The organism is Ruegeria sp. HKCCD6647-2, assembly GCF_057221075.1.
Genome location: NZ_JBWVBD010000011.1, coordinates 15700 through 37558 on the forward strand (window position 1 = coordinate 15700; position 21859 = coordinate 37558).

The 21859-nt window shown below is 58.3% G+C and carries 21 protein-coding genes; 4 read left to right on the plus strand and 17 right to left on the minus strand.

The annotated features are described in order from the left end of the window. Positions 1 to 55 precede the first annotated feature (55 nt). The 13 genes from AC2TDJ_RS19985 to AC2TDJ_RS20045 form a co-directional block, all read right to left on the minus strand. Positions 56 to 1558 carry an aldehyde dehydrogenase (NADP(+)) gene (locus AC2TDJ_RS19985; RefSeq protein ID WP_480844435.1) on the minus strand — a complete coding sequence of 501 codons (1503 nt, stop codon included), beginning with the start codon at positions 1556 to 1558 and terminating at the stop codon, positions 56 to 58. A gap of 4 nt (positions 1559 to 1562) precedes the next feature. Further along, positions 1563 to 2711, minus strand: a complete 1149-nt coding sequence (locus tag AC2TDJ_RS19990) for a fumarylacetoacetate hydrolase family protein (RefSeq protein ID WP_480844436.1) — start codon at positions 2709 to 2711, stop codon at positions 1563 to 1565. Further along, complete coding sequence (locus AC2TDJ_RS19995; protein ID WP_480844437.1) at positions 2708 to 3490, minus strand: alpha/beta hydrolase; 783 nt, start codon at positions 3488 to 3490, stop codon at positions 2708 to 2710. The genes AC2TDJ_RS19990 and AC2TDJ_RS19995 overlap by 4 nt, the downstream gene beginning before the upstream one ends. A gap of 2 nt (positions 3491 to 3492) precedes the next feature. Further along, a complete protein-coding gene (locus tag AC2TDJ_RS20000) occupies positions 3493 to 4116 on the minus strand; it encodes a helix-turn-helix domain-containing protein (RefSeq protein ID WP_480844438.1) in 624 nt (207 codons plus the stop codon). Then, a complete protein-coding gene (locus AC2TDJ_RS20005) occupies positions 4113 to 5462 on the minus strand; it encodes a substrate-binding domain-containing protein (protein ID WP_480844439.1) in 1350 nt (449 codons plus the stop codon). The genes AC2TDJ_RS20000 and AC2TDJ_RS20005 overlap by 4 nt, the downstream gene beginning before the upstream one ends. A gap of 15 nt (positions 5463 to 5477) precedes the next feature. Then, on the minus strand, positions 5478 to 6449 hold the full coding sequence (locus AC2TDJ_RS20010) for an ABC transporter permease (RefSeq protein ID WP_480844440.1): 972 nt from the start codon (positions 6447 to 6449) through the stop codon (positions 5478 to 5480). After that, on the minus strand, positions 6446 to 7390 hold the full coding sequence (locus tag AC2TDJ_RS20015; RefSeq protein WP_480844441.1) for an ABC transporter permease: 945 nt from the start codon (positions 7388 to 7390) through the stop codon (positions 6446 to 6448). Before AC2TDJ_RS20015 ends, AC2TDJ_RS20010 begins: the two co-directional genes overlap by 4 nt. Beyond that, entirely contained in the window at positions 7387 to 8904 is a 1518-nt protein-coding gene (locus AC2TDJ_RS20020) for a sugar ABC transporter ATP-binding protein (RefSeq protein WP_480844442.1), read from the minus strand. The genes AC2TDJ_RS20015 and AC2TDJ_RS20020 overlap by 4 nt, the downstream gene beginning before the upstream one ends. Positions 8905 to 8965: 61 nt before the next feature. Beyond that, complete coding sequence (locus tag AC2TDJ_RS20025; protein WP_480844443.1) at positions 8966 to 10096, minus strand: substrate-binding domain-containing protein; 1131 nt, start codon at positions 10094 to 10096, stop codon at positions 8966 to 8968. 25 nt (positions 10097 to 10121) lie between these two features. Further along, positions 10122 to 11405, minus strand: a complete 1284-nt coding sequence (locus tag AC2TDJ_RS20030; RefSeq protein ID WP_480844444.1) for a metal-dependent hydrolase family protein — start codon at positions 11403 to 11405, stop codon at positions 10122 to 10124. Positions 11406 to 11743: 338 nt separating this feature from the next. Beyond that, positions 11744 to 12169 carry a GlcG/HbpS family heme-binding protein gene (locus AC2TDJ_RS20035; RefSeq protein ID WP_480844445.1) on the minus strand — a complete coding sequence of 142 codons (426 nt, stop codon included), beginning with the start codon at positions 12167 to 12169 and terminating at the stop codon, positions 11744 to 11746. Between the two features lie 10 nt (positions 12170 to 12179). Continuing rightward, positions 12180 to 12650 carry a MaoC family dehydratase gene (locus AC2TDJ_RS20040; RefSeq protein ID WP_480844446.1) on the minus strand — a complete coding sequence of 157 codons (471 nt, stop codon included), beginning with the start codon at positions 12648 to 12650 and terminating at the stop codon, positions 12180 to 12182. Beyond that, a complete protein-coding gene (locus AC2TDJ_RS20045) occupies positions 12647 to 13663 on the minus strand; it encodes an aldo/keto reductase (RefSeq protein WP_480844447.1) in 1017 nt (338 codons plus the stop codon). Before AC2TDJ_RS20045 ends, AC2TDJ_RS20040 begins: the two co-directional genes overlap by 4 nt. A 158-nt stretch (positions 13664 to 13821) precedes the next feature. On the opposite strand from AC2TDJ_RS20045, the gene AC2TDJ_RS20050 reads away from it, so the two are divergent. Genes AC2TDJ_RS20050 through AC2TDJ_RS20065 form a run of 4 tightly spaced genes read left to right on the plus strand, consistent with a single transcriptional unit; the run spans position 13822 to position 17757 of the window. Continuing rightward, positions 13822 to 14967: an acyl-CoA dehydrogenase family protein gene (locus AC2TDJ_RS20050; protein ID WP_480844448.1), complete on the plus strand. Its 1146-nt coding sequence runs from the start codon at positions 13822 to 13824 to the stop codon at positions 14965 to 14967. Then, positions 14964 to 15734 carry a 3-ketoacyl-ACP reductase gene (locus tag AC2TDJ_RS20055; protein WP_480844449.1) on the plus strand — a complete coding sequence of 257 codons (771 nt, stop codon included), beginning with the start codon at positions 14964 to 14966 and terminating at the stop codon, positions 15732 to 15734. The genes AC2TDJ_RS20050 and AC2TDJ_RS20055 overlap by 4 nt, the downstream gene beginning before the upstream one ends. A 9-nt stretch (positions 15735 to 15743) precedes the next feature. Beyond that, positions 15744 to 16892 (plus strand): dihydrodipicolinate synthase family protein, encoded by a 1149-nt coding sequence (locus AC2TDJ_RS20060; protein WP_480844450.1) that lies wholly within the window; start codon positions 15744 to 15746, stop codon positions 16890 to 16892. Positions 16893 to 16896: 4 nt separating this feature from the next. Continuing rightward, on the plus strand, positions 16897 to 17757 hold the full coding sequence (locus AC2TDJ_RS20065) for a sugar phosphate isomerase/epimerase family protein (RefSeq protein ID WP_480844451.1): 861 nt from the start codon (positions 16897 to 16899) through the stop codon (positions 17755 to 17757). A 21-nt stretch (positions 17758 to 17778) separates the two neighbouring features. Here the strand turns inward: AC2TDJ_RS20065 and AC2TDJ_RS20070 are convergent, their stop codons facing one another. The 4 genes from AC2TDJ_RS20070 to AC2TDJ_RS20085 are packed head-to-tail and all read right to left on the minus strand — an operon-like array spanning position 17779 to position 21717. Next, positions 17779 to 19035, minus strand: coding sequence for a glycerate kinase type-2 family protein (locus AC2TDJ_RS20070; protein ID WP_480844452.1), 1257 nt, complete (start codon positions 19033 to 19035; stop codon positions 17779 to 17781). After that, the gene (locus AC2TDJ_RS20075; protein ID WP_480844453.1) at positions 19036 to 19347 is read right to left on the minus strand and encodes a Dabb family protein; all 312 of its coding nucleotides are present in this window, start codon (positions 19345 to 19347) and stop codon (positions 19036 to 19038) included. 25 nt (positions 19348 to 19372) lie between these two features. Then, positions 19373 to 20140, minus strand: a complete 768-nt coding sequence (locus AC2TDJ_RS20080; RefSeq protein WP_480844455.1) for an enoyl-CoA hydratase/isomerase family protein — start codon at positions 20138 to 20140, stop codon at positions 19373 to 19375. 5 nt (positions 20141 to 20145) lie between these two features. Continuing rightward, complete coding sequence (locus AC2TDJ_RS20085) at positions 20146 to 21717, minus strand: acyl CoA:acetate/3-ketoacid CoA transferase (RefSeq protein ID WP_480844456.1); 1572 nt, start codon at positions 21715 to 21717, stop codon at positions 20146 to 20148. Between the last annotated feature and the right edge of the window lie 142 nt (positions 21718 to 21859).

Sequence of the window (21859 nt, forward strand, 5' to 3'; positions counted from 1 at the left end):
CCCGTTGCGGAGCGTATTGGCAAAAAAGCCCAGACGACCTCTTACATACAGGGTATCAAGTGCCAATTCTGATCTCTGCGGGCACATTCTGATAACATACCGGTCGCAAGAAACGGCGGATCGAGAGTGTACCAACACTTGTTGCCCCGAAATTGGTCGATGCTGGATAAGGGCCGCCATGCACCATACTGTCGGCGACTTCGACTCCGGTCGGAAACCCATTGAACAAAACACGTCCGGCTTTGCGTTCCAGTATCGGCATTAGCTGAGCCGCATACTCGGTGTCTTGGGAGTCCATATGCATCGTTGCAGTCAACTGACCTTTCAGCGCACGTGCGATAGAGGTGAAAGCACTGACATTTTTGGCAACGACCACTACTCCCAAGGGTCCGAAGACCTCATGCGACAAGACCGGCTTGGCTTCGAAAGCATCAGCCGAAACCCTGAAAAGATAGGCTCCCGCAGCCCGGTTCTCTGTTGTTCCAGAGACCACTGTCGTCACATCTGGAGTCGATGCAATCCGATCCCGGCCCTCACAAAACGCCTGGGCAATGCCATCTGTCAGCATGGTTTGGGGGGCCGTTTCCTGCAACGAAGCGGCGGCCTCGTCAATGAATGCCTCAGCGTCCGGTCCTTCGGGCACAAAGGTAATTCCAGGATTGGTACAGAACTGACCCGCGCCCATGGTCAAAGAGGCAGCCCAACCTTTTGCGATCTCGGTGCCGCGCGACTTAAGCGCTCCGGGCAACAGGAACATTGGGTTGACCGATCCCAACTCACCAAAAAACGGGATAGGCTCAACCCTCGCCGCGCATAGATCGAACAAGGCGCGGCCACCGCGCAACGACCCCGTAAAACCGACCGCTTTGATGAACGGGTTCTGAACCAGTGCACCTCCTACAGCGATACCACCATCTTGCACAAAGCTGAAAACGCCCGGATGCAGTTCCAGGGCCTGCCGGGCGGCGTCGATAGCCTCAGCCACGATCTCGCCCGTGCCTGGATGCGCTGGATGGCCTTTGACCACCACAGGACACCCCGCAGCCAGAGCCGCTGCGGTATCACCGCCAGCGGTGGAAAAGGCCAAAGGAAAATTCGACGCGCCGAATACAGCCACAGGACCGATCGGGCGTTGGACCATCTTCAGATCCGGGCGTGGCAACGGCTGGCGATCCGGCAAAGCAGGGTCATGACGATAGTCCAGATAGGTACCTTCGCGGATATGGTCGGCGAACAGGCGCAGCTGCCCCGTGGTGCGACCCCGCTCACCTTCCAGTCTACCAGCTGGCAAACCTGTTTCAGAGCAGCCAATTTCGGTGATTTCTGCGCCGCGCTTTTCGATCTCATCAGCGATGCGTTCCAGAAATACAGCGCGCGTCTCGCGCGTAGAATAACCGTACGACCAAAAAGCGTCTTCTGCCGCCGCGCAGGCATTCTCGACCAGCGCCGGAGTACCTGCGGAATAGGTTTTGGCATCGCCGGTTGCAGGGCTGGATTGAAAGCTGCCTTCACCTGCGATCCATTCTCCGGCAACTAGGCTGTTTCCGTTCATGTCCATTTCCTTAGATTAGTTTGCGCGCGGCAAGATTTTTCATCAATGCGCTCGTGCCGAAAACCCAAGGTGGGCATTCAGTTGAAAGGCGGACGGTGTTGGCCAATGAACCCAGCATCGGGTTCGATATTTCGACGCGATCACCCATCTTATGAGTGAAACCGCCACCTGGCGTGTCACGGTCCTGCGTCGGCGCAAAGAGCGTGCCAAGCATAAGAAAAAACCCGTCAGGGTATTGATGATGCGCCCCACGCGCCTGTCCCACAAGGTCTTCCGGGTCCCGGCTGATCTCAGCCATCGAACTGGTACCATGCAACTCAAAACCCTCTTCACCAGTTACCTGCAATGTCAGTTCAGCCTGCCTGACGTCATCAAGATCAAAGCTGTCATCGAACAGCCGCAACATTGGGCCTATCGCGCAAGAGGCATTATTGTCTTTGGCTTTGCCCAGTAACAGGGCCGAGCGCCCTTCGACATCGCGCAGGTTCACGTCATTGCCAAGGGTCGCGCCTTTGATACGGGCCTCGCTGTCGACGGCCAGGACAATTTCAGGTTCCGGATTGTTCCAGGTTGAAATCGGATGTAGTCCGATGCTGGCCCCAAAGCCAACTGCGGACATGGCCTGCGATTTGGTGAACACCTCGGCGTCCGGGCCAATCCCAACCTCAAGGTATTGCGACCACACGTCTTCCGCGATTAGCGCGACTTTCAATGCCATTGCCTTGTCTGAACCGGGAACCACCGCGCGCAGGCTATCGCCCAGAATTTCGGTACAGCGGGCACGGATTGCGTCGGCTTTGGCCGGATCGCCCTTGGCTTTCTCTTCGATCACACGTTCCAGCATCGACGACACAAAAGTCACGCCACAGGCTTTAATCGGTTGTAGGTCGGATGGTGCCAGGAAATAGGGCTTGGAGGCGTTCGGAGACTCGCTCGAATTGGCGGCGATATCGTCAATGCGGCCAACATCCGTGCCGTCAATAGCTTGAACGGTCGAAGCCGCGTCGTCCAATTCCAGCAACGCCTGCATGGTCGGCACGACCGGTGAGGTGATGTCGAGCAGACGTTCTCCCCTTCGCACCACAAGCGCAGGACCTTGCGCTTGAGGCAGCCAGATCCGGCCAACGAACGTTCCAATGTCGGGTAAGTTCAGTGTCATTTGGTGTTTCCCAGAGAAAAGAGTTTGGACAGAAGCGCATCAGCCTGATCGCAGGTGGCCCAGGTCAGAGACAAGTGGTCCGCATCGTCGATTATATGCCAATCGGCGTTTTCGGGTTGCGACATCAGCGCTCCACCCCGCAGGTATTCGGGCGTTTCTGCGCCGCCGTTGATATAGAGAACGGGCGGACGGTCCGCTTGCGGTGACAGAGTGAATTCTGACACCTCCTCCGTGGACAAGGCCAATTCCGATTGCAAAAAGGAAAGCCGCACCGGGGCCAGGTCATACACTCCGCTGATCGACAGAACGCCCAATGTCCGCTCTGCAAGCGCATCATCGGTTAGGGCGGATAAGGCAAGATGCGCCCCGGCGGAATGGCCAATCAAAACGAACCTCGCGGTGGGGAAAGCCTCGGCCAGCGTGCGCAGAGCCGATTTGACGTCTTCCACGACATCGGTCAGCCGAACCTCGGGTATCAGACGGTATTCTGTGTTGGCGACGGCCGCCCCGGCGGACAGAAATCCCGGCATCATGAAGCGATGCGTTTCCGCCTGAAGCGCCCGCCAATAGCCGCCGTGGATGATCACTGGCAACACGGACTGAGGTCCCGTGCCCTCGACCCATTCCACCCATTGCCGCGGATGGTCGCCATAGGTGGCACGCAAAAACTGCACCTGTTTGGCGACGGCCTCACTGTCCTTCGCCATGCGGTTCAACGCATCGTAAAAATCAGGAATGACCTCGGAAAACTTGAATTGACGATCCCAGAAAGCCTGCATGTTCAGATCTCTTGCTCTTTGATCTGCTCGTATGCCTGTCGCAAAACCCGGGTCTCCACGTCGCTGGTACCGCGTGCCGCACTCAGAACCAGCCCCAACAGCGCAATGCTGCTGGTCGAGCTTTCGACAGGGATCAAGGCCACAGTCGTACGACGGGCGACCGAACCTTCAAACCAACGCAAGCCGATCTCGGAAACATCGCCGATGGCAAGATCGGGGATGGTTTCGAACCCGTATGACGGTTGCACCGGAATGCCACGCGTCTCGCGACCGACCGTGTGCGGACCCATGCGCAATTCCATATCCTGCGCGACAGCCAGAAAGGACGTAAGCTGAGTGCTCTGGCGCAGTTGCAGAAGAATGGGCTGCACCGGCGGTGCCATTCGGCCAATGCCAAAACCATGCAGACCAACCCGGATAGCGGACATGCCGGACAGGTAGTGGCCCTGAGCGTCGCGACGCAGCATCCCCTCGGCTTCAAGCGTGGCGGTGTGACGGTACCCACTGCTGGCGGGCACGCCCGCTGCTCGGATCAGTCCCGCCGGAGACGCAAATGCGTCGTGCCCCGGCGCCGTTATGAGCGCTTCAAAAACGTCGACGGCGCGAGCATAGGCAGAATGGGTCATCCTGTGGCACTCCCTTTGATGGATCGTTTGTCTCGACGCAAGGCCGGGCCTTGCGAAAGGATTGCATCGTCCGGCAAATCCCAGGCGACATGCAGTTCAGCCCAGCTGTCAGCCTTGACCGAAGTCGTCTCCAAGCCCCGCGGCAAAACGATCTGCACAGGCTCTTCCACGCGTTGCGGAACCGTGTTGCCTCCCAGAATATCCAGTGCCAACCCCAGCGCCCTTGCGCCCATGCTTGCCGGATAGTCGAGTGCGGCCATCGGCACCTTGTGATGGAGGCACAGTTTGTACATCTCGTTCAGGTCCCCACCGGTATGGGCAGGAATATTGAAGCCGCCATCCAGAAACCGTCGGACCGAGCCTACGCCCTGCAAGCCGCTGTCACACCAAACCCCGTCCGGTGGTCGGCGCGCCTCGGCCAATACGTTGTCAATTGCGTCATAACCACCTGCTTCGGTCCAATCGGTGTAGCTGACATTCTCAACCCTGATGCCTGGAAATTCGGAAAATACCGCCAGCGCCGCCTGTTGTCTGCGCAAGGCCGGGCTCGCCCCATCGAGCCCGCTCAGCATCCAGACGCGGCCTTGACCGGACAACGTCTCAGCCATCCACTGGGCGCTAATGCGCCCGATCCGGCTGTCCGATGCCGTGACAAATGAAACGAGCGATGACCGGTCATTCGGTCGCCGGTCGACTGCGACAATCGGCAGGCCCTCATGGGCCAGCTCTCCTAAACGGTCGCTGAGGGCCTGATCGTTGACCGAGGTGATGGATATCAGCAGAAGATCAATGCCCTGAGCAACAAGCTCATCTATCTGTTCAAGCTGCAAGGCCGGGTCATCCTGCGCATCCAGCACGATTAGCGCTTCGATCTGAGATTGCGCAATCCGCTCTGCATAATACAGGCTTTGTAGCATTGCGCGGCGCCAGGCGTTGCTTGTTGATGCGTTTGAAAAACCGATACGAAATGGGGTTGCGCGCCGATACCGGCTGGCGTCTACGGTTCGCACCAGCGCCGGGTCCCATTCCAGATCTGGGACGTTGCTTTTTATCTCTGCCCCTGGATTTCCCAGTCGCGCCGATAGCTTCTTCCCTTCCATGGTTTCAGGCACCTCAAGTGCGGCGAATATCATCTGCCGGGCTTTTGGCCCTAGACGCAGAAATCCGTGGTCGAAACGCTCCAGCCAACCCGCTGCCACCATCGCCCTCAGCAGGCCAAAGCCGGTAGAGCGGGTAACGCCCAGATCTTCGAGGATGTCATGCGTGCGGCGCGGCGTATTGCCGGCGTCGAACCCTTTCAGGACCGCCGCAATGCGTTGCACGTTTGATTTCTCATCCTGAGACATGGGCGCCTTTCCGGATCAGCCTTGCGACCGTTTCATGTAAACGGCTGCGGCGAGGATAATCAGCGTGCCCTTGATCACCAACTGCAACTCGATGGACAGACCAAGGATCACCACGATGTTGAACAAAGATACAAGGATCAACGCGGCCAGCAAAACGCCAGGGACAGAGCCCTTGCCACCCGAGAGTGTCGCGCCGCCGATTACGGCTGCGGCGATGCTGTCCAGCTCGTATCCACGTCCGGTCCAGTTGTCGACAATGCCGACATAGCCCACCAGAAACAGTCCTGCGATGGCCGCAAGTACGCCAGAGATGACAAAGGCCATAACAACCAAAAATCGGGTCGGTGCGCCGGTCATATAGGCGGCCTCCGGGCTGTCGCCATAGAGTTTCAGGCGGCGGCCAAAGACAGTCCGTTCCAGCAGCCAGTGCATCCCGAAACCAACGATGGCCAAGGCGATCAGCGCAACGGGTATTCCAAGAATGTCGCCGCTCGCGAGCCATCGGAAGGTATCCGGCAAGGTCCCGCCCGGAGCGCCCTTGGTATAGGCAAAACGCACCCCTTGCAGCACGATCATGGTGGCCAACGTCGCAAGGAACGGAGTCACCTTTCGGTAGGCGACGAGATAGCCGTTGATCGCTCCGATAAACCCGCCCAGCAGCAGGCCGACGATGAAGATGACAGGCGTCGAGTCGATCAGTGAGGTCGACAAAACCGCGACCGTTGCCATGATCGACGCGACAGACAGGTCGAGCCCTCGGACGATAATGACGATCATCTGACCAATAACAACAAAGCCTAACGGTGCGGTCTGGATCAGAATGTCCTTCAGGTTTGCCGGTGTCAGGAACCGGGGAGACAGCATGGTGGTCACCGCCCAGATCACGGCTAGGAATCCCAATAGGATCAGCAACTCTCGGCGCTGGGTCGCGCGGACCGTATTGCGATTGGGTTTAGTGTTTGCGGGGTTGGTGGCCGTCGTGGTCATGACTTGCACTTTCCTGCAAAAAATGAAACAGCGGCGATGATGATCAGACCTTCGGCGATCCACTGGTAGTAACTGGAGATGTTCATGAAATTCAGAACATTTGCCAGAAACGCCAGTAATATCACGGCCAGCGCGGTTCCCAGAACGCCGCCTTTACCCCCGGCCAGAAGCGTACCGCCGACAATCACTGGTGTAATTGAGCGCAGATCGAACCCGACACCCGCGCGCGGATCGCCGACCCCGAACCGTCCCGTCATATACATGGCGGCCACGGCGCAGAGCAGCCCGGACAAGGCATAAATTGCCACTTTGGTCTGCTTCACCGGCAGGCCGGAGACAGCGGCGGCGTTCTCATTGTCACCAATCGCATAGATGCGGGTTCCGAAACTCGTGCGCCACAGCATGAAGCCGATCAGCAGGTACAACGCGATGACGAACATCATGCCGTAGGGCATCACGCCGAGACGGCCATAGGCGAAATCTTCGAAGAACAACGGCACCGAGCCCGATGGCTGCCGGGTGATCAACAGCGCCGCACCCGCAAGGATGGTCGAGGTACCAAGCGTAGTAATCAGGGGATGCACGCCGACATAGGCGGTAATGCCTCCGTTAATCATACCGATGAGGATGCCAAGGGCGACCACAGCAGCCACCGCCAACAACAAGGTCCCCGTTGTGTCCCCGGCTATGGCTGCGAAAACCACACAGAGGAAGCTTAGCGCCCCGGCATAGCTGAGGTCGATGCCACCAGAAAGGATCACGACGGTCTGCGCCAATGCGACAATAGCTAGGGCAACCATCTGGTCCTGTACATTGGCTATGTTGAGCGGCGTCGCGAAACGGTCTGAGGCCGATATGCCAATCACGAAGACGATGGCAATCAGTGCAACAACGACTAGATGAACGGGCTGGGCGCGTGTGGCGCGGGCGATCGTGCTCATGCCGCTACTCCGTGATGGGTTGAGGTTTCGGCAGCGGCGACGGTGATGATTGCCTCTTCGGTGATCTCATCACCGACCAGCTCTTTCGCCAGTTCTCCGTCGCGCATAACGTGCACGCGGTCACAAAGCCCAACGATCTCGATCAGTTCGGACGAGATGACCAGCAGGGCCATACCTTCATCCGCCAACTCACGCAGGGTCTTGTAGATCTCTGATTTTGCACCGACATCGACGCCCCTGGTGGGCTCGTCCAGGATCAGCAGTTTGGGCCGGTTCTCAAGCAATCGCGCGATCAGGACCTTTTGCTGGTTACCACCCGACAGCGCCGAGATCGGCAGGCCAACGTGATCCACCACCACGCCACGGCGTTCTTTCAGAACCGCGGCGCGACGCTCCTCATGCCCCGGTGGGATGGCGTTGTGGTGCACGCCGAAGCCCGGTGTCGTTGCCGCGAAGTTTCGCGCGACCGAGGAGTTCAGGAACAACCCGTCATCTTTGCGGGATTCGGTCAGCATCAGTATGCCCGCCTCGATACAGCCCGCCGGATCGCGATGTGGTATTGGCTCACCCATCAGGGTTACTTGCCCGGTGGCCGGTGCGGCCCCGAACAATGCCAGTGCCAGTTCGGTCCGGCCCGAGCCGACCAGACCGGCCAGCCCAACAATCTCACCCGCGTGGACGTCCAGATTGGCGGGCGGAAGGTGCGGAGCCACAACAAGGTTCTCCACCTCCAGCACCTTCTCGCCCGCCGTTGGGTTCGCGGCCTTGTGCGGGAAGAGGTCACCAAGCTCGCGCCCCACCATGGCAGCAATCACGCTGTCATGGGTATAGTCCGTAGTCGGCCCTCTCGAGGTAACGACCCCGTCCTTGATCACCGTGATGTCGGTGCATATCTCGAAAATCTCATCCAGCCGGTGCGAGACGTAAACCAGCCCCATCCCCCGTTCCCGCAGGTCGTTGATGATGCGGAATAGGTGCTTGGTTTCGTTCTGGCTCAGCACGGCTGTCGGTTCGTCCAGGATCAGAACCTTAGCTTCAACCCTTAGAGCTTTGGCAATCTCGACCATCTGCTTGTCGGCAACCGACAGGGTTTCAACAAGATTGTCCGGGTTCAGAGAAATCCCCAGATCATCCAGCAGAGCCTGCGCGTCACGCTTCAAAGCCTTGCGATCGATCAAACCCAATTTGGTGCGTGGTTCGGCGCCAAGATAGATGTTTTCGGCAATCGACAAGGCCCCCAGCACTGAGAACTCCTGATGCACAACTGCAATCCCGGCGGCAAGGCTCTGGCGCGGATCGGACCAACCCGCTTCCCGGCCTTTGAACTCCACATGCCCGCCCGTTGGGACATACAACCCGGTCAGCAGTTTGATCAGCGTCGATTTTCCGGCTCCATTTTCACCGCACAGCGCAACGGCATGGTGACCATGGACTTCGAACTCGATCCCCTTGAGCACCTCGTTGGGGCCAAATGACTTGCTGAGACCGCGCGCGGCCAGATATGGCTGTGCCATTGTTCTCTCCTCCCGTGGTGGCGGGGCGATGCAATACCGCCCCTGCCTGTTTTGATCCCGGTTACTTGGGATAGACCGCCGAGAAGGTGGCCGGATCGTAGTCGTCCCCAACGCCCGAGGACATGATGACTGAGCCCGGCTTGTCCATCAGCGCATAATCCGCGACGAACACGTCCGCCTGCACGGAAGGCGTCTCGTGCCCTTCAGACACAACAACCTGCTGATTTACTTCGATCCGCTTTGGGATGCCCTTTCCGTCCAGAACGTCGAACAGAACCTCAAACGCGCGCGCGCCCATGGCTGGGGGGTAGTCAATGCCGACCATCGGCACGTCGTTATTCACCGACAGCTGATACATCGCGTTGAAGTCGCCACCCGTATGCGGCGGGATAGTTCCGGCCTCATATCCGGCAGCAAGGAAGGCTTCGATCGAGCCCGAGCCTTGCAGGCCCGAGTCTGCCCAGACGCCCGAAATCTCATCACCGTATTTCTGGATCAGTGCGGACATGATGGTTTTACCGTTGGCGGGTGACCAACTGGTGTATTGCGTCTCCAACACTTCCAACTTGGGAAACTGGTTGAACACCTCCATTGCGGCCTGAATGCGTGCTTCGGCAGGGGACGCCCCGGCCAAACCGCCCAACATCACGACCTTGCCTTTACCGTCCAGCTTCTCAGCCAGCCATTGAGCCGAAATCCGACCCAGCGCCTGATCCGAGGCAGTAACAAAGCTGATGAAGTTCTCGTCCGAGGGCACCGAACGGTCGACCAGAACCACCGGAAGACCCTGCCGCTTGGCGCGGCGAATGACCGGGTCCATCGCTTCGGCTGTTGCTGGCGAGATCAGCAGAATGTCAACGCCCTGTGCGATCAGATCCTGCACATCGGCAGCCTGTTTGCTGGGGTCGTCATTTGCATCGGTGATGATGAAGCGGCTCAGCTTGTCAGCGTTGCGCTCGGCTGCAGCTTCGATCCCATGCAGCATTGCCACGCGCCATGGGTTCGAGATCGAAGCGTTCGAGAACCCGATCGTATAGGGCCCTTCTTTCTTGTACTCGGCCGCGTCATAGATTTCCAACGCGCCGGGGTTCCACAGAAAGGTGCGCGGCACCCCTTGATATCCATCCGCCATCGCCGATCCGACAAACAGCCCCAGAGTCGCGGCCGCGGCCGCGGTTTTCAGAATACGCATGCGTTTCCTCCTTAACGTATTGATTTTATTCGGCAGCGCGGATCAAGCCGCTTGCATTGATGCCGGTTCGAGGGTCTTTGAACATCACCCCGTCCTTCATGATCATCGACAAGTTGTCCTGATGCTGCACGAGGCTCACATCCTTGGTAACGTCGCCTTTGACCAGCAGCAGATCAGCCAGAAAGCCCTCTTTGACCTGACCGATCTGATCCTCCATCTGCATCAGCTGAGCACCAACCATTGTGGCACAGCGCAGCGCCTCGATGGGTGTGTAGCCGAAATAGCGCACGAAATGTTCGAGATCTCGGGCGTTCTGACCCATCGGCGTCACAGCAAAACCATAGTCTCCACCAACGGCCACGCGCAGACCGCGTTTGCGGATTTCGTGATACGTGGCGCAGGTGGCGTCGAATTTGCGGAAAAGGTTCAGGTCTTCGGCCACTTCTTTGGTGATGCCCACCGCCTCACCTTCGCGGGTCGCGTTGTGAACCAGACCAAAGGCGGGGCCGAGGATGACGCGATCCTTGGCCTCTTCCAGCATGTCCAGCGCTTCTTCGTCTGCGAAGTCACAGTGGTAGATGCAATCTACGCCGTGACGCACTGCCATTTTTACCGACTCCGACGACCGGGCATGTGCCGCAACCGTCTTCCCGTACTTCCGGGCCACTGCCATGAAGGCGGCCAGCTCATCATCTTCCAGCGGTGTGATTTCGGCGCGCGCGAATGAGACGAACTCATCCCCCGAGATATTGATCTTCATATTGTCGACATTGTCGCGAACGCATTCACGTGCCACGCGGCGCATCTCGATTGGACCGTCCGCGACCAGACCGAAGCTTTCCTGATAGATGTGGCGCTTTCTCTCGTCGCCCAAACCGGCGGTTGTTGTAATTTCGGGGCTTGAGGCGCGCATCCGGGGTCCGGCCAGCATACCGGCATTAATTGCGTCCCGCGCGGTCACACCCAGCATTGGCTTTGCGGAGGCAGCTTCAAATATCGAAGTGAACCCATGGCTTAAAAGCAGTCGCAAATTCTGAGCCGTCAACAGCATATGCTGTTCCGGGCAAAGCTGGCCGAGTTCCCAAGGTTCGCCCACTCCGGTGAAACTGGGATGGCAATGACCCTCGACCATACCTGGCATCAATGTGTGACCGGTGCCGTCTATCGTCTCGCCGACATTTTCGGCGGAACGGCTTTCCCCTCTGGTGACCGTTGTAATTTTGTTGTCCGTTACGATAACGGTGCCCGGATAACAGTCGTCCGAAACGCCATCCCAAATATTCGCACCTGTAATACTGAACTGTGACATTGTCTCCTCCCAGTGCGCATACGTTTGCCGATGCGACGTGAAAAAAGATGCATCAGTTTCCCATCAAATACCGGTGTGATTCACGGGATGTTTCTCATATTTTGTATTAGTTCACTTTATGGTGCTTGATTTGAATGCAATCGAAAGGGCGGAATAGGTTGATGCCAGATTGACTGCAGCTCGCCACCCGTTCCCGCCGTCCACTTGGATGCAGAGGCAGCAAAGAAACGTTTTGTCAGGAAAATACTCTTCAGACCGAGACAGTATCAGGTCTTCGGCGCTGGATCATGTAACCGTTGCCGCCAACGCCCTTCAACGCAACAACGGTCAAACTCAATTCAATCGCCCGAACCAATCGCCGTCAGGCCAGCCTTAGCACACTGAATGTCGTCAGGACCGGCTGCACCCGATACACCCATTGCACCGATCAACACACCGTCTTCATAGATAGGAACACCGCCATCCCAGGCGCACAATCCCCGGCGGTTCAGCAAACCCATTTTCAAGTTCGGATGCGAGGACATGCGTTCGGCAAACGCCCGCGTGGATTTTCCCAGAACGGCTGTGCGCGCTTTGTCCTGCGCGAATTCGGCCACGGCGGCGGGCGCCGTGTTCATCCGTCCGGCGGCAACCATTTGCCCACCCGGATCGACCACAATTGCGGCAACAGACCATGCGTTCAGCGCCGCATGATCCAGCGCTGCCAGAACCGCCGCATTGGCCGCCTTATGCGTGATGACTCGTTTGGTGATTGATATCGACATGTACCCCTCGTCAGTCCTGTTGAAGTTGCAGGTCAAAAATCAACTCATTGGTTCCGTGCTGAACTCTCAGATCATCCTGATTGAAAACATCAAACTGAAACTCAGTGATCCCGCGTTTTCCCGATGCCGTAATGCGTTTTGAGACGACGATTAGCTCAGCCCGAATCGTATCACCCGCGAAGACGGGCATTTTGAAGCGCCAGTTCCACCCCAGCGAGGCCAGCCCGTCAGGCCGTGCATCGGACTGGAACTTCAACCCATCGACAACAGATAGGACCAGCAGCCCATGCGCCACTCGCGCCTTGTAGCCAAGCTGTCGGGCCACATCATCATCCAGATGCAGCGGGTATTTGTCGCCGGTCAGTTCAGCAAAAGCGGCAATCAGGTCTGCCGTTATCTCGGCAGACCCGGTTTTCATCACATCCCCGACCTGCAGATCGTGATAGCCATAGGTCCCTGCAGCCAGGGGATCAGCGGTCATTCCGGAACCGGAGCATCTTCGCGCAGCAAACCCTTGGTTTTCAGGTCTGCCCAGAACTCGGTCGGGATGTCATGGCTGAACCAGTTCAGGTTTTGATCCAGCTGCTCGACCGTGCGAGTGCCCGCCATGAAAGTCGGCACCGCCGGGTGCGCGACCACGAATTGCAGCGCGGCGGCGGGCAGCGGCACGTTGTATTCGGCACAGACAGCTTCGATGTTGCGAACCTTGTCCATGATATCAGCAGGGGCCGGAGCATAGTTGTACTTGGCTCCTTCCTTTGCACCCGTAGCCAGAATGCCCGAGTTGAAGCCGCCACCGACGACCACTGCGGCGCCGCGCTCTTCACAAAGCGGCAGGAACTTGTCCAAAGCGTCCTGTTCCAGCAACGTATAGCGCCCGGCCAGCAGGAAGCAGTCGAAATCGCGCTGTTCAAGTGCGGCATGGCACACTTCCCACTCGTTCACGCCGACGCCGATAGCTTTGACAACACCCTGATCACGCAGGCTTTCCAACGCTTTCCAGGCCTCATCCATGGCCTGCTTGAATACCTCGGGTTGCTCGGCGCCGCGCGTGAAAACGTCGATGTCGTGGATAAAACAGATATCCATATGCTCCAGCGCCATGCGCTGCAGGCTGTCCTCGAATGACCGCATGATCCCATCATAGCTATAGTCGAAATGCATGGTGAAGGGCGCGGCGTTGGTCCAGGGCTCGAAATTGATGTCCTGACGGCGCGCAGGTTTCAGCACCCGGCCAACCTTGGACGACAGGATGAAATCACCGCGGTCCTTCCAGCGCAGGCTGTGCCCCGTCCGCATTTCGGACAGGCCATGCCCATACATCGGAGCGGTGTCGAAATACCGAACGCCTTTGTCCCAGGCGTGCTGGATCATCGCGTCCGACGTTGCCTCGTCGATCTCGCGAAAGATGTTGCCAATCGGCGCAGTGCCAAAACCAAAGGCGGATACGTTCAGATCCACCCGGCCAAACTTGTTCAGTGTATTCGGATTCATGCAAGCCTCCCATATGCAAACCGGATCGCCGATAATTACGCAGTCATTAAGTAACTGGTTGGTTATTTACCTCATGTGGCAAAACCGATCAACCCACTTGACGAACCGCCTCGGGCACGCGTATTAGTAACTGATTAGTTACATCTTGGGGCACAGCTATGTTTCTGACGGAAACCCATATTCAAGTCCGCGATATGACCCGACAATTCGCAGAAGATGTCATCCGCCCTGCGGCGGAAGAACTGGATCGCGACTCGCGCTTTCCCGCAGAAATCTATGATCAAATGGCCGAACTTGGCCTGTTCGGCATCGGCGTCCCCGAAGAACTGGGCGGACCCGGTTTCGACACGGTGACATATGCGCTGGTGATGGAGGAACTGTCGCGCGGCTACGCCTCGATCGCGGATCAGTGCGGCCTGCTTGAACTGGTCACAACCCTACTGGTGCGTCACGGAACGGCGGATCAGCAACAGAAATGGCTGGGCGATCTGCTGGCCGCGAAACTGCGCCCCGCGTATTGCATCACCGAACCCGAGGCGGGCACAGACGTGTCGGGTATTCGCACCACTGCCAAACGCGATGGCGATGGTTGGGTTCTGAACGGCGGCAAGATCTGGATTCACAACGCACCCGTTGCGGATCTGGGGTTTGTTCTGGCCAAAACAGACCCCGAAGCGGGACATCGCGGCATGTCCATCTTTGTAGTCGACCTGCACGCCGACGGCGTTTCGCGTGGTCCGAAAGAGCTCAAGATGGGCCAGCGCGCCAGTCAGGTTGGGCCATTGTCATTCGACGATGTACGCCTGCCCGCTTATGCGTTGCTGGGCACAGAAGGGCGAGGCTTTCACATGATGATGAGCGTACTCGACAAAGGACGGGTAGGCATCGCAGCTCTGGCCGTTGGAATAGGTCAGGCAGGCCTTGAAGCCGCCACCGATTACGCGCAGCAGCGCAAACAATTCAACAAACCCATCTCAGACTTCCAGGGGGTTCAGTGGTTGCTGGCCGACATCGCCAAGGATGTCGAAGCGGCCAGACTGCTGGTTCATTCTGCCGCCTACAAGATCGATAACGGGCAAGATGCAACCAAGGCCTGTTCAATGGCTAAGTGTTTTGCCGGAGATATGGCGGTACAGCGCTCTTCGGACGCTGTGCAGGTATTTGGCGGGTCCGGATATATCCGCGGATTCGAAGTGGAACGCCTGTATCGAGATGCGAAAATCACTCAGATTTATGAGGGCACAAACCAGATTCAACGTATGATCATAGCTCGGGAATTGCTGACAAAAGGGGCAGCAACATGAGCATCAGCGCAGCACTTGTAACCGGGTCCTCCCGGGGGATCGGCCTTGCGGCAGCCGTGGCTTTGGCGCGCGAAGGCTTTGCCATAGCCGTCAACGGTCCCCAATTGGATGATGAACTGAGCGCCGCCGTGGACAAGGTCCGCGAATTCGGCGTTCCGGTTGTCGCCGCCGCTTTTGACGTTTCGGACACTGCCATCCACGATGAGCAATTGGCGGCCATTGAGGCCGAAATCGGGCCCCTTACAACACTGGTCAACAATGCCGGCGTCGGCGTGATGCAGCGTGGGGATCTGCTGGACGTGTCCGAAGAAAGCTATGATCGCTGCATGTCCGTGAACACAAAGGCGATGTTCTTCCTGTCGCAAGCTTTTGCCAGACGCCTTTTGGCGCGGGATCGGGACGCGGCGACCTTTCATAGTATCGTCAACGTGACCTCATCGAACGCTGTGGCAGTCGCTACCCCTCGTGCAGAGTATTGCGCCTCCAAAGCGGCAGCTGCGATGATTTCCAAAACATTTGCCGTGCGGCTTGGACCAGAAAACATCGCTGTATACGACGTGCAGCCCGGCCTGATTGCCACCGACATGACAGCCCCGGTGATCGATCAATACGACCAGCGCGCTAAAGATGGGCTGACCCTATTCCCCCGCCTGGGCCAGCCTGATGAGATGGGTACAATCATCGCTTCTCTGGCCAGCGGCAAACTTCCCTATACAACCGGACAGGCAATCTCGGCAGATGCCGGAATGCTTGTTCCCCGTTTCTGAGGTCACCCGATGAAGATCAAGCTTCCCGACACCACAGGCAAATTGCATGATTACACATTGGTCGGAACACCCGTTGCTCCCTCGAAGCTGACACCCAATTCTGCCCGCGTATTGTATTCTGCCGCGCATGTGGTGGTCGATCCGTTTGGAGACCACGACCCGACCGGCCACGCCCATGTCGACTGGGGCAAGACGATGGAGTTTCGTCACTATCTAGCAGGCATGGGCATGGGCATCGCCGAGGCGATGGATACCGCTCAGCGCGGCATGGGGCTGGACTGGGAGGGCGCATTAGAACTGATCCGGCGCACCAGGGAAGAACTGCCGGATGCGCTGGTCGCCAATGGCTGTGGCACCGATCATCTTGATCCTGCCGATGCACGCACTCTGGACGATGTGCGCCGCGCTTATCTGGATCAGGTCGAAGCCATCCAGAAGGTGGGTGGTCGCCTGATCCTGATGGCCTCGCGCGCGCTGGCGAAAGTGGCCAGAGGCCCCGAAGATTACATCGCCGTATACCGCGATGTTCTGGCCGCCTGTGATCAACCCGTGATCCTGCACTGGCTGGGCGAGATGTTTGACCCGCAATTGGCTGGCTATTGGGGATCAGACAGCTTCGAGGCCGCGCTGGAAACAGCCCTTGCGATCATCGAGGAAAACGCCGCCAAAGTGGATGGCATCAAGGTATCTCTGCTGGAAGCGGAAAAAGAGGTTGTCATGCGCCGTCGTCTGCCCGACGGCGTGAAAATGTATACGGGCGATGATTTCAACTATCCGGAATTGATCCAAGGCGACGATCAGGGCTATTCTCACGCGCTGCTTGGCATCTTTGACCCACTGGCCCCGGCGGCAGCCTATGCCGTCAGCAAGCTGAGCGAGGGTGACGCCAAAACATTCCGCGCCACGCTTGATCCCACCGTGCCGCTGGCGCGCCATATCTTCCGTGCACCAACGCAATATTACAAAACCGGCGTGGTGTTTCTAGCCTGGCTGAACGGCTTTCAGGACCATTTCATCATGCTGAACGGCGCGCAAGCAACGCGGTCCCTGCCCTATTTCACCGACTGCTTCAAAATGGCGGATGAATGTGGCTTGCTGCGTAATCCGGATCTGGCGGTTGAGCGGATGGGTAATTTGCTGAAACTTTACGGGGTCTGAGCGGATGCGCGATTTCTCGCAGGACCATTCCGCGCTGGCCCTGAATACGGCGACCCTTGGTCACAACCTTGAAGGCCATGGCGCTGGATGGTCCCCCGAGCGTGTCATCTATGCCTGCGCCGAGCGGGGATATGGCGGCATCACTTTCTGGCGGCGCGAGCTGGACGGGCGCGAGGCCGAGATCGGGCAGCGCGTTCACGATGCGGAAATGCAGATTGTAGGTCTGTGCCGAACACCTTTTCTGACCGGCCCTCTGGCTTTACCCACCGATCAGGAGATCATGGATGATTTCCACCTGTCCATTGATCAGGCTGCGGCCTTGGGGACCTCGGTGCTGACCATCGTCACTGGTGGCCCGGAACCGGGCACTAAAGGCGTTCTGGAAAGCCAGAAAATCCTGACCGACCGCGTTGCCCGCGCAGCCCCTTATGCGGCGGAGCGCGGGATCCATCTGGCACTGGAGCCGCTCAACCCGGCAACTGCAGGCAACCGCACCTGCCTGATGACCGCCGCCGATGCGCTGAATGTCTGCGACGCGGTGGGGGCCGACAATGTAGGCGTGGCGATCGATGTCTACCATGTCTGGTGGGACACGACGCTTGCCGAAACACTGGCGACCCGCGCGCAGGGCCGCATACTGGGATATCATCTGTGTGACTGGCTGGCCGATACGACGGACGTGTTGCTGGACCGGGGCATGATGGGTGACGGGGTTGCGGATTTGCGTTCCTTGCGCACCGCGGTCGAAGCTGCCGGGTATGCTGGACTGTGCGAGGTCGAGATTTTCTCGGCCCAAAACTGGTGGAAGCGCGACCCGAACGACGTTCTGGACACGATAGTTGACCGCTTTCGAAACTGTTGCTGAAAGGCCTGCGAGCCTGTCGGGTCATCGCACCAGAATGGCGCGAAAATCATTGACGTTTGTACCCGTGGGACCCGGTGAGAACAGATCTCCAATTGACTCAAAGGTCGAAAAGGCGTCGTTTTCGGCAAGATCCGCTGCCGGGTTGCGACCGGCGGCACGCATCCGGGCGCAGCTTGTTCCATCCACAAATGCGCCAGCATTGTCTTCCGAGCCATCGATACCATCGGTATCCGCCGCCAGCACCACAATTCCATCCATCCCGTCAATTTCCTGCGCCAGAGACAGCAGGAATTCGGTGTTGCGCCCGCCTTTTCCTTTTCCGCGCAAGGTGACCGTGGTCTCTCCGCCCGAAAGGATCACGACCGGCTTTCTGAAGGGCCGGTCCTTGCCCGCCACTTCGCGGGCGATCGCTGCGTGCACACGGGCCACGTCCCGAGCTTCACCCTCGATGGCGTCCGACAGGATCACGGCGGGAACACCCTGCGCTTTGGCAGCGCGGGCGGCCGCGTCCAAAGACAACCCGGCCGAGGCGATGACACGCACCTCGTTGCCAAAGAACCGCACATCCCCTGGTTCAGGGGCTGCGGCGGCAGGTGTATTAAGGTGGGCCAAAACCGACCCGGGCAACTCGATACGGTAATCGGTGATCAGGCGCAGTGCGTCATCGCGCGACACCCCGTCCGGCACCGTCGGGCCCGAGGCCACCTGCGCGGGATCGTCTCCTGGCACATCCGAGACCACAAGGGAAACCACCCGGGCAGGATGCGCAAGCGCCGCCAGTCGACCGCCCTTGATGCCGCTGACATGCTTTCGAATGGCGTTCATGACCGAGATCTGTGCCCCTGATGTCAGAAGTGCCCGGTTGAGGGCCTGTTCATCCGCAAGCGACAACCCGTTGGGCGGGCACGGCAGCAACGATGAACCACCTCCACAAATCAGCGCCACAACCAGATCATCCGGTCCCAAGCCGGACACCGCCTGCATCAAAGCCTGACTGGCTTGTACCCCGGCTTCATCGGGAACCGGGTGCGAAGCTTCAAGCACTTCGATCCCGGAACACGCGGCCCCATAGCCATAACGGGTAACGACCACACCGGACAATGGACCGTTCCACAATGTTTCGAACGCCTGCGCCAGTTGCGCTGCGCCCTTGCCTGCGCCGATCACAACGGTGCGTCCTTTGGGCGGGCCGGGAAGTTGGGTTTTCAGCGCCGCAAGCGGGTCGGCAGCCTCGACGGCCGCGTCAAACAGCGAGGTCAGAAACACTGTGTCTTTCATTCACAGCTCGATGTCGCAGACAAAGACACCCTCCGCGCCACCTTTCAGCTTTTCAACGATTCGCCCGCCGATTTCCTGATGGGTGCTGTCGTTCAGATAAACCTCGCGCACTGCCGCATCCTGAAAGTCGAACCAGAACATATCGTTGAAATCCCGCACAAGCGGCGTTTCGATCGAGACGTTCTTGCGATGCTGAAAGTCCAATATCCCGTCGATATGCCCGGAAAGTCCGCCCAGGTCGGAATACAATGCCGCCTTCTCTGCATCGCTTGTGTTTGCTTTGAAACGCAGGTGAACAAGGTGACGTATCATATTGAGCTTACCTTTCAGCGAGATGTTACCAGAATTTTGCTTTTTTGCGGTCCTTGAATGCGGACAGGCCGGTTTGCAACTCGGGCTGTGCGGCAGCAATACGACCGGCGAGCGCCTCAAAGACACGTTCGCGCTCTTCTCCTTCGGCGGCATTGATCAGCATTTTTGCCAGTTCAATCGCGACAGGTCCGCGATGGCGCATCCGTTCGACCAGATCGTCAACCGTAGCCAGACCCCGTCCCTTTTCAACTACTTGATCGACGATCCCTGCCGCCAGTGCCGCTTCGGCCGAAAACTCTTCGCCGAAGATAGCCATGCGCCGCACGAGCTGGGCGCCAAACCGACGCACCGCCCGCTGAGTTCCGGACCAGCCGGGGATAATTCCCAGCGCGGGCTCGGGTTGTCCGATCCGGATGTGGGATTCTGCGATGCGGTAATCCGCGCATGCTGCCAACTCAAGTCCACCGCCCAAAACATGGCCGTTGAGGACGGCGATGACCGGTTGACGCAAACGCGTAAGCGCGTCCAACGCCTGATGCCCATCCCGTAACCAGTGTCGGCCAAACCCGTCGGGAGAGCGGCTTGCCCACGCATCAATGTCGCCGCCCGCACAGAACGCCTTACCCGCGCCGGTCAGGATGACAACATGCGCATCGTCGGTATGTTCGATCTGACGGCAGATGGACAGAAGGTCATCCATCATGGCTTCGTCTATCGCATTCAGCCGGTCGGGCCGGTTGATGGTCAGCCGCGCAATGCCGTCTTTGATATCCAGCAGAAAGTGTTCCATCATGCTGTCTACAATTGCAGACCCATGGGGGCCGGATCAAACAGTTCCGCGTCCATCATCACCAAATCATCCGCCACCAACAACGGGGTCGCCGCCTGATCCAGAATGTCTTGCTGCAGGTCCACGCCTGGTGCGATCTCGGTCACCGTCAGGCCACGTTCCGTCAGTTTGATCACACAGCGCTCGGTCACATAGGTTACGTCCTGCCCCTGCGCTTTTGCACGCGTACCGGAGAATGAAATCTGATCGACCTCATCGACGAATTTGGCAACTTTTCCTTCCTGCAGGATGTTCAACTGACTGTCTTCAATGGTCATTTTTGCCCCGGCATTAAAATTGCCGGAGAATACAATCTTCCGGGCCCGCGCCGTAATATCCACAAAGCCGCCCGCCCCGGCCGTTCTGTGGGGTATGGCGGAAAGACGTGACACATTCACCGAACCGTTCCTGTCGACTTCAAGAAATGACAGGAGCGAGGCGTCAAACCCGCCGGCCTGAAAATAGCAGAACTGATGAGGTGACGGGACGAACGCCTCGGCATTGGCCGAGCAGCCGAATTTGAAATCCAGCAATGGCACGCCGCCGACTGCGCCCTGCTCGATCATCCAGGTGACTGAACCATGCAGCCCCTCCTCGACGAGAATGCGGGGGACATTGGCCGAGATACCAAACCCAATGTTCACGGCCCAGCCATCTTTCAGTTCTTTCGCAACCCGGCGGGCGATGACTTTGCCGACGTTAAATTCCGCCGTGCGGAAACTGTCGATTGGACGAGTCAATTCACCAGATATTGCTGGATCGTATTCTGTCGCCGTCGTCTGCAACTGATCCGGGGCCTCGACAATCGCGTCAACCAGAATGCCCGGCACATGGACGTCGTGGGGGCGAATGCTGCCGGCGGCGGCGATGCGCTTGGCCTGAGCGATCACGACACCACCGTTGTTCCGGGCGGCCAGTGCCATCTCCATTGCACCCAAATAGGCGCCTTCGTGCTCGAAACTCAGATTACCCTTTTCGTCAGCGGTGGTAGCTCGGATGATCGCCACGTTTGGGGCCTTGGATTTGAAATACAGCCAATCCTCACCTTCGAACTCCATGCGTTTGACGATCGGTTCGGCACGGGCCGCATCGTTCATGGCGCAACCTTCGATATCGGGATCGACAAATGTGTCCATCCCGACTTTCGTCAACACACCAGGCCGCTTGGCCGCCGCTTCGCGCAACATGTCAAAGATGATACCCGACGGGACATTATAGGCGCGCACCTGTTCACCTGTGATCATCTGCCAGATCAGCGGTGGCTCAGCCTTGCTGGGACCCGACGGGTACGACCCGCCAATGATCCGCGTCAAAAGACCGGGCTTGGAGATGTGATCCACGCCTTTGGTGCCAAACATATCACCAGCAGCAATGGGATGGATCGTCGTCAGATTCTTTGGCGCACCTTCCTCATCAAAGCGTTCGCCTAACCCCTTGAGTACCGCATCGGGGCAGCACAGACCACTCGACGAATTCACTGCCACTGTCGCCCCGTCAGGAACAAGGCTTGCTGCTTCGCGCGCCGTCATCTGCTTTGTCATGCGATTCTCACGAAAGTAACTAACTGGTTATATGTTTATGCCCCGATAGACGACCAAAATCAACCAGAATTAGTCACACTGCAGAATTGACCCGGCAGCAAGTAACCAATAAGTTACTTACAAGGCTAATATCAGGGAGGAA

Excerpts from the sequence above, each read along its gene's own strand:
- AC2TDJ_RS20050 (WP_480844448.1), top strand. The coding sequence starts at position 13,822 with ATGTTTCTGACGGAAACCCATATTCAAGTCCGCGATATGACCCGACAA.
- AC2TDJ_RS20000 (WP_480844438.1), bottom strand. The coding sequence starts at position 4,116 with ATGACCCATTCTGCCTATGCTCGCGCCGTCGACGTTTTTGAAGCGCTC.
- AC2TDJ_RS20075 (WP_480844453.1), bottom strand. The coding sequence starts at position 19,347 with ATGATACGTCACCTTGTTCACCTGCGTTTCAAAGCAAACACAAGCGAT.
- AC2TDJ_RS20025 (WP_480844443.1), bottom strand. The coding sequence starts at position 10,096 with ATGCGTATTCTGAAAACCGCGGCCGCGGCCGCGACTCTGGGGCTGTTT.
- AC2TDJ_RS19990 (WP_480844436.1), bottom strand. The coding sequence starts at position 2,711 with ATGACACTGAACTTACCCGACATTGGAACGTTCGTTGGCCGGATCTGG.
- AC2TDJ_RS20060 (WP_480844450.1), top strand. The coding sequence starts at position 15,744 with ATGAAGATCAAGCTTCCCGACACCACAGGCAAATTGCATGATTACACA.
- AC2TDJ_RS20015 (WP_480844441.1), bottom strand. The coding sequence starts at position 7,390 with ATGAGCACGATCGCCCGCGCCACACGCGCCCAGCCCGTTCATCTAGTC.
- AC2TDJ_RS19985 (WP_480844435.1), bottom strand. The coding sequence starts at position 1,558 with ATGGACATGAACGGAAACAGCCTAGTTGCCGGAGAATGGATCGCAGGT.
- AC2TDJ_RS19995 (WP_480844437.1), bottom strand. The coding sequence starts at position 3,490 with ATGCAGGCTTTCTGGGATCGTCAATTCAAGTTTTCCGAGGTCATTCCT.
- AC2TDJ_RS20040 (WP_480844446.1), bottom strand. The coding sequence starts at position 12,650 with ATGACCGCTGATCCCCTGGCTGCAGGGACCTATGGCTATCACGATCTG.
- AC2TDJ_RS20020 (WP_480844442.1), bottom strand. The coding sequence starts at position 8,904 with ATGGCACAGCCATATCTGGCCGCGCGCGGTCTCAGCAAGTCATTTGGC.
- AC2TDJ_RS20070 (WP_480844452.1), bottom strand. The coding sequence starts at position 19,035 with ATGAAAGACACAGTGTTTCTGACCTCGCTGTTTGACGCGGCCGTCGAG.
- AC2TDJ_RS20010 (WP_480844440.1), bottom strand. The coding sequence starts at position 6,449 with ATGACCACGACGGCCACCAACCCCGCAAACACTAAACCCAATCGCAAT.
- AC2TDJ_RS20080 (WP_480844455.1), bottom strand. The coding sequence starts at position 20,140 with ATGATGGAACACTTTCTGCTGGATATCAAAGACGGCATTGCGCGGCTG.
- AC2TDJ_RS20005 (WP_480844439.1), bottom strand. The coding sequence starts at position 5,462 with ATGTCTCAGGATGAGAAATCAAACGTGCAACGCATTGCGGCGGTCCTG.
- AC2TDJ_RS20030 (WP_480844444.1), bottom strand. The coding sequence starts at position 11,405 with ATGTCACAGTTCAGTATTACAGGTGCGAATATTTGGGATGGCGTTTCG.
- AC2TDJ_RS20085 (WP_480844456.1), bottom strand. The coding sequence starts at position 21,717 with ATGACAAAGCAGATGACGGCGCGCGAAGCAGCAAGCCTTGTTCCTGAC.
- AC2TDJ_RS20035 (WP_480844445.1), bottom strand. The coding sequence starts at position 12,169 with ATGTCGATATCAATCACCAAACGAGTCATCACGCATAAGGCGGCCAAT.
- AC2TDJ_RS20055 (WP_480844449.1), top strand. The coding sequence starts at position 14,964 with ATGAGCATCAGCGCAGCACTTGTAACCGGGTCCTCCCGGGGGATCGGC.
- AC2TDJ_RS20045 (WP_480844447.1), bottom strand. The coding sequence starts at position 13,663 with ATGAATCCGAATACACTGAACAAGTTTGGCCGGGTGGATCTGAACGTA.
- AC2TDJ_RS20065 (WP_480844451.1), top strand. The coding sequence starts at position 16,897 with ATGCGCGATTTCTCGCAGGACCATTCCGCGCTGGCCCTGAATACGGCG.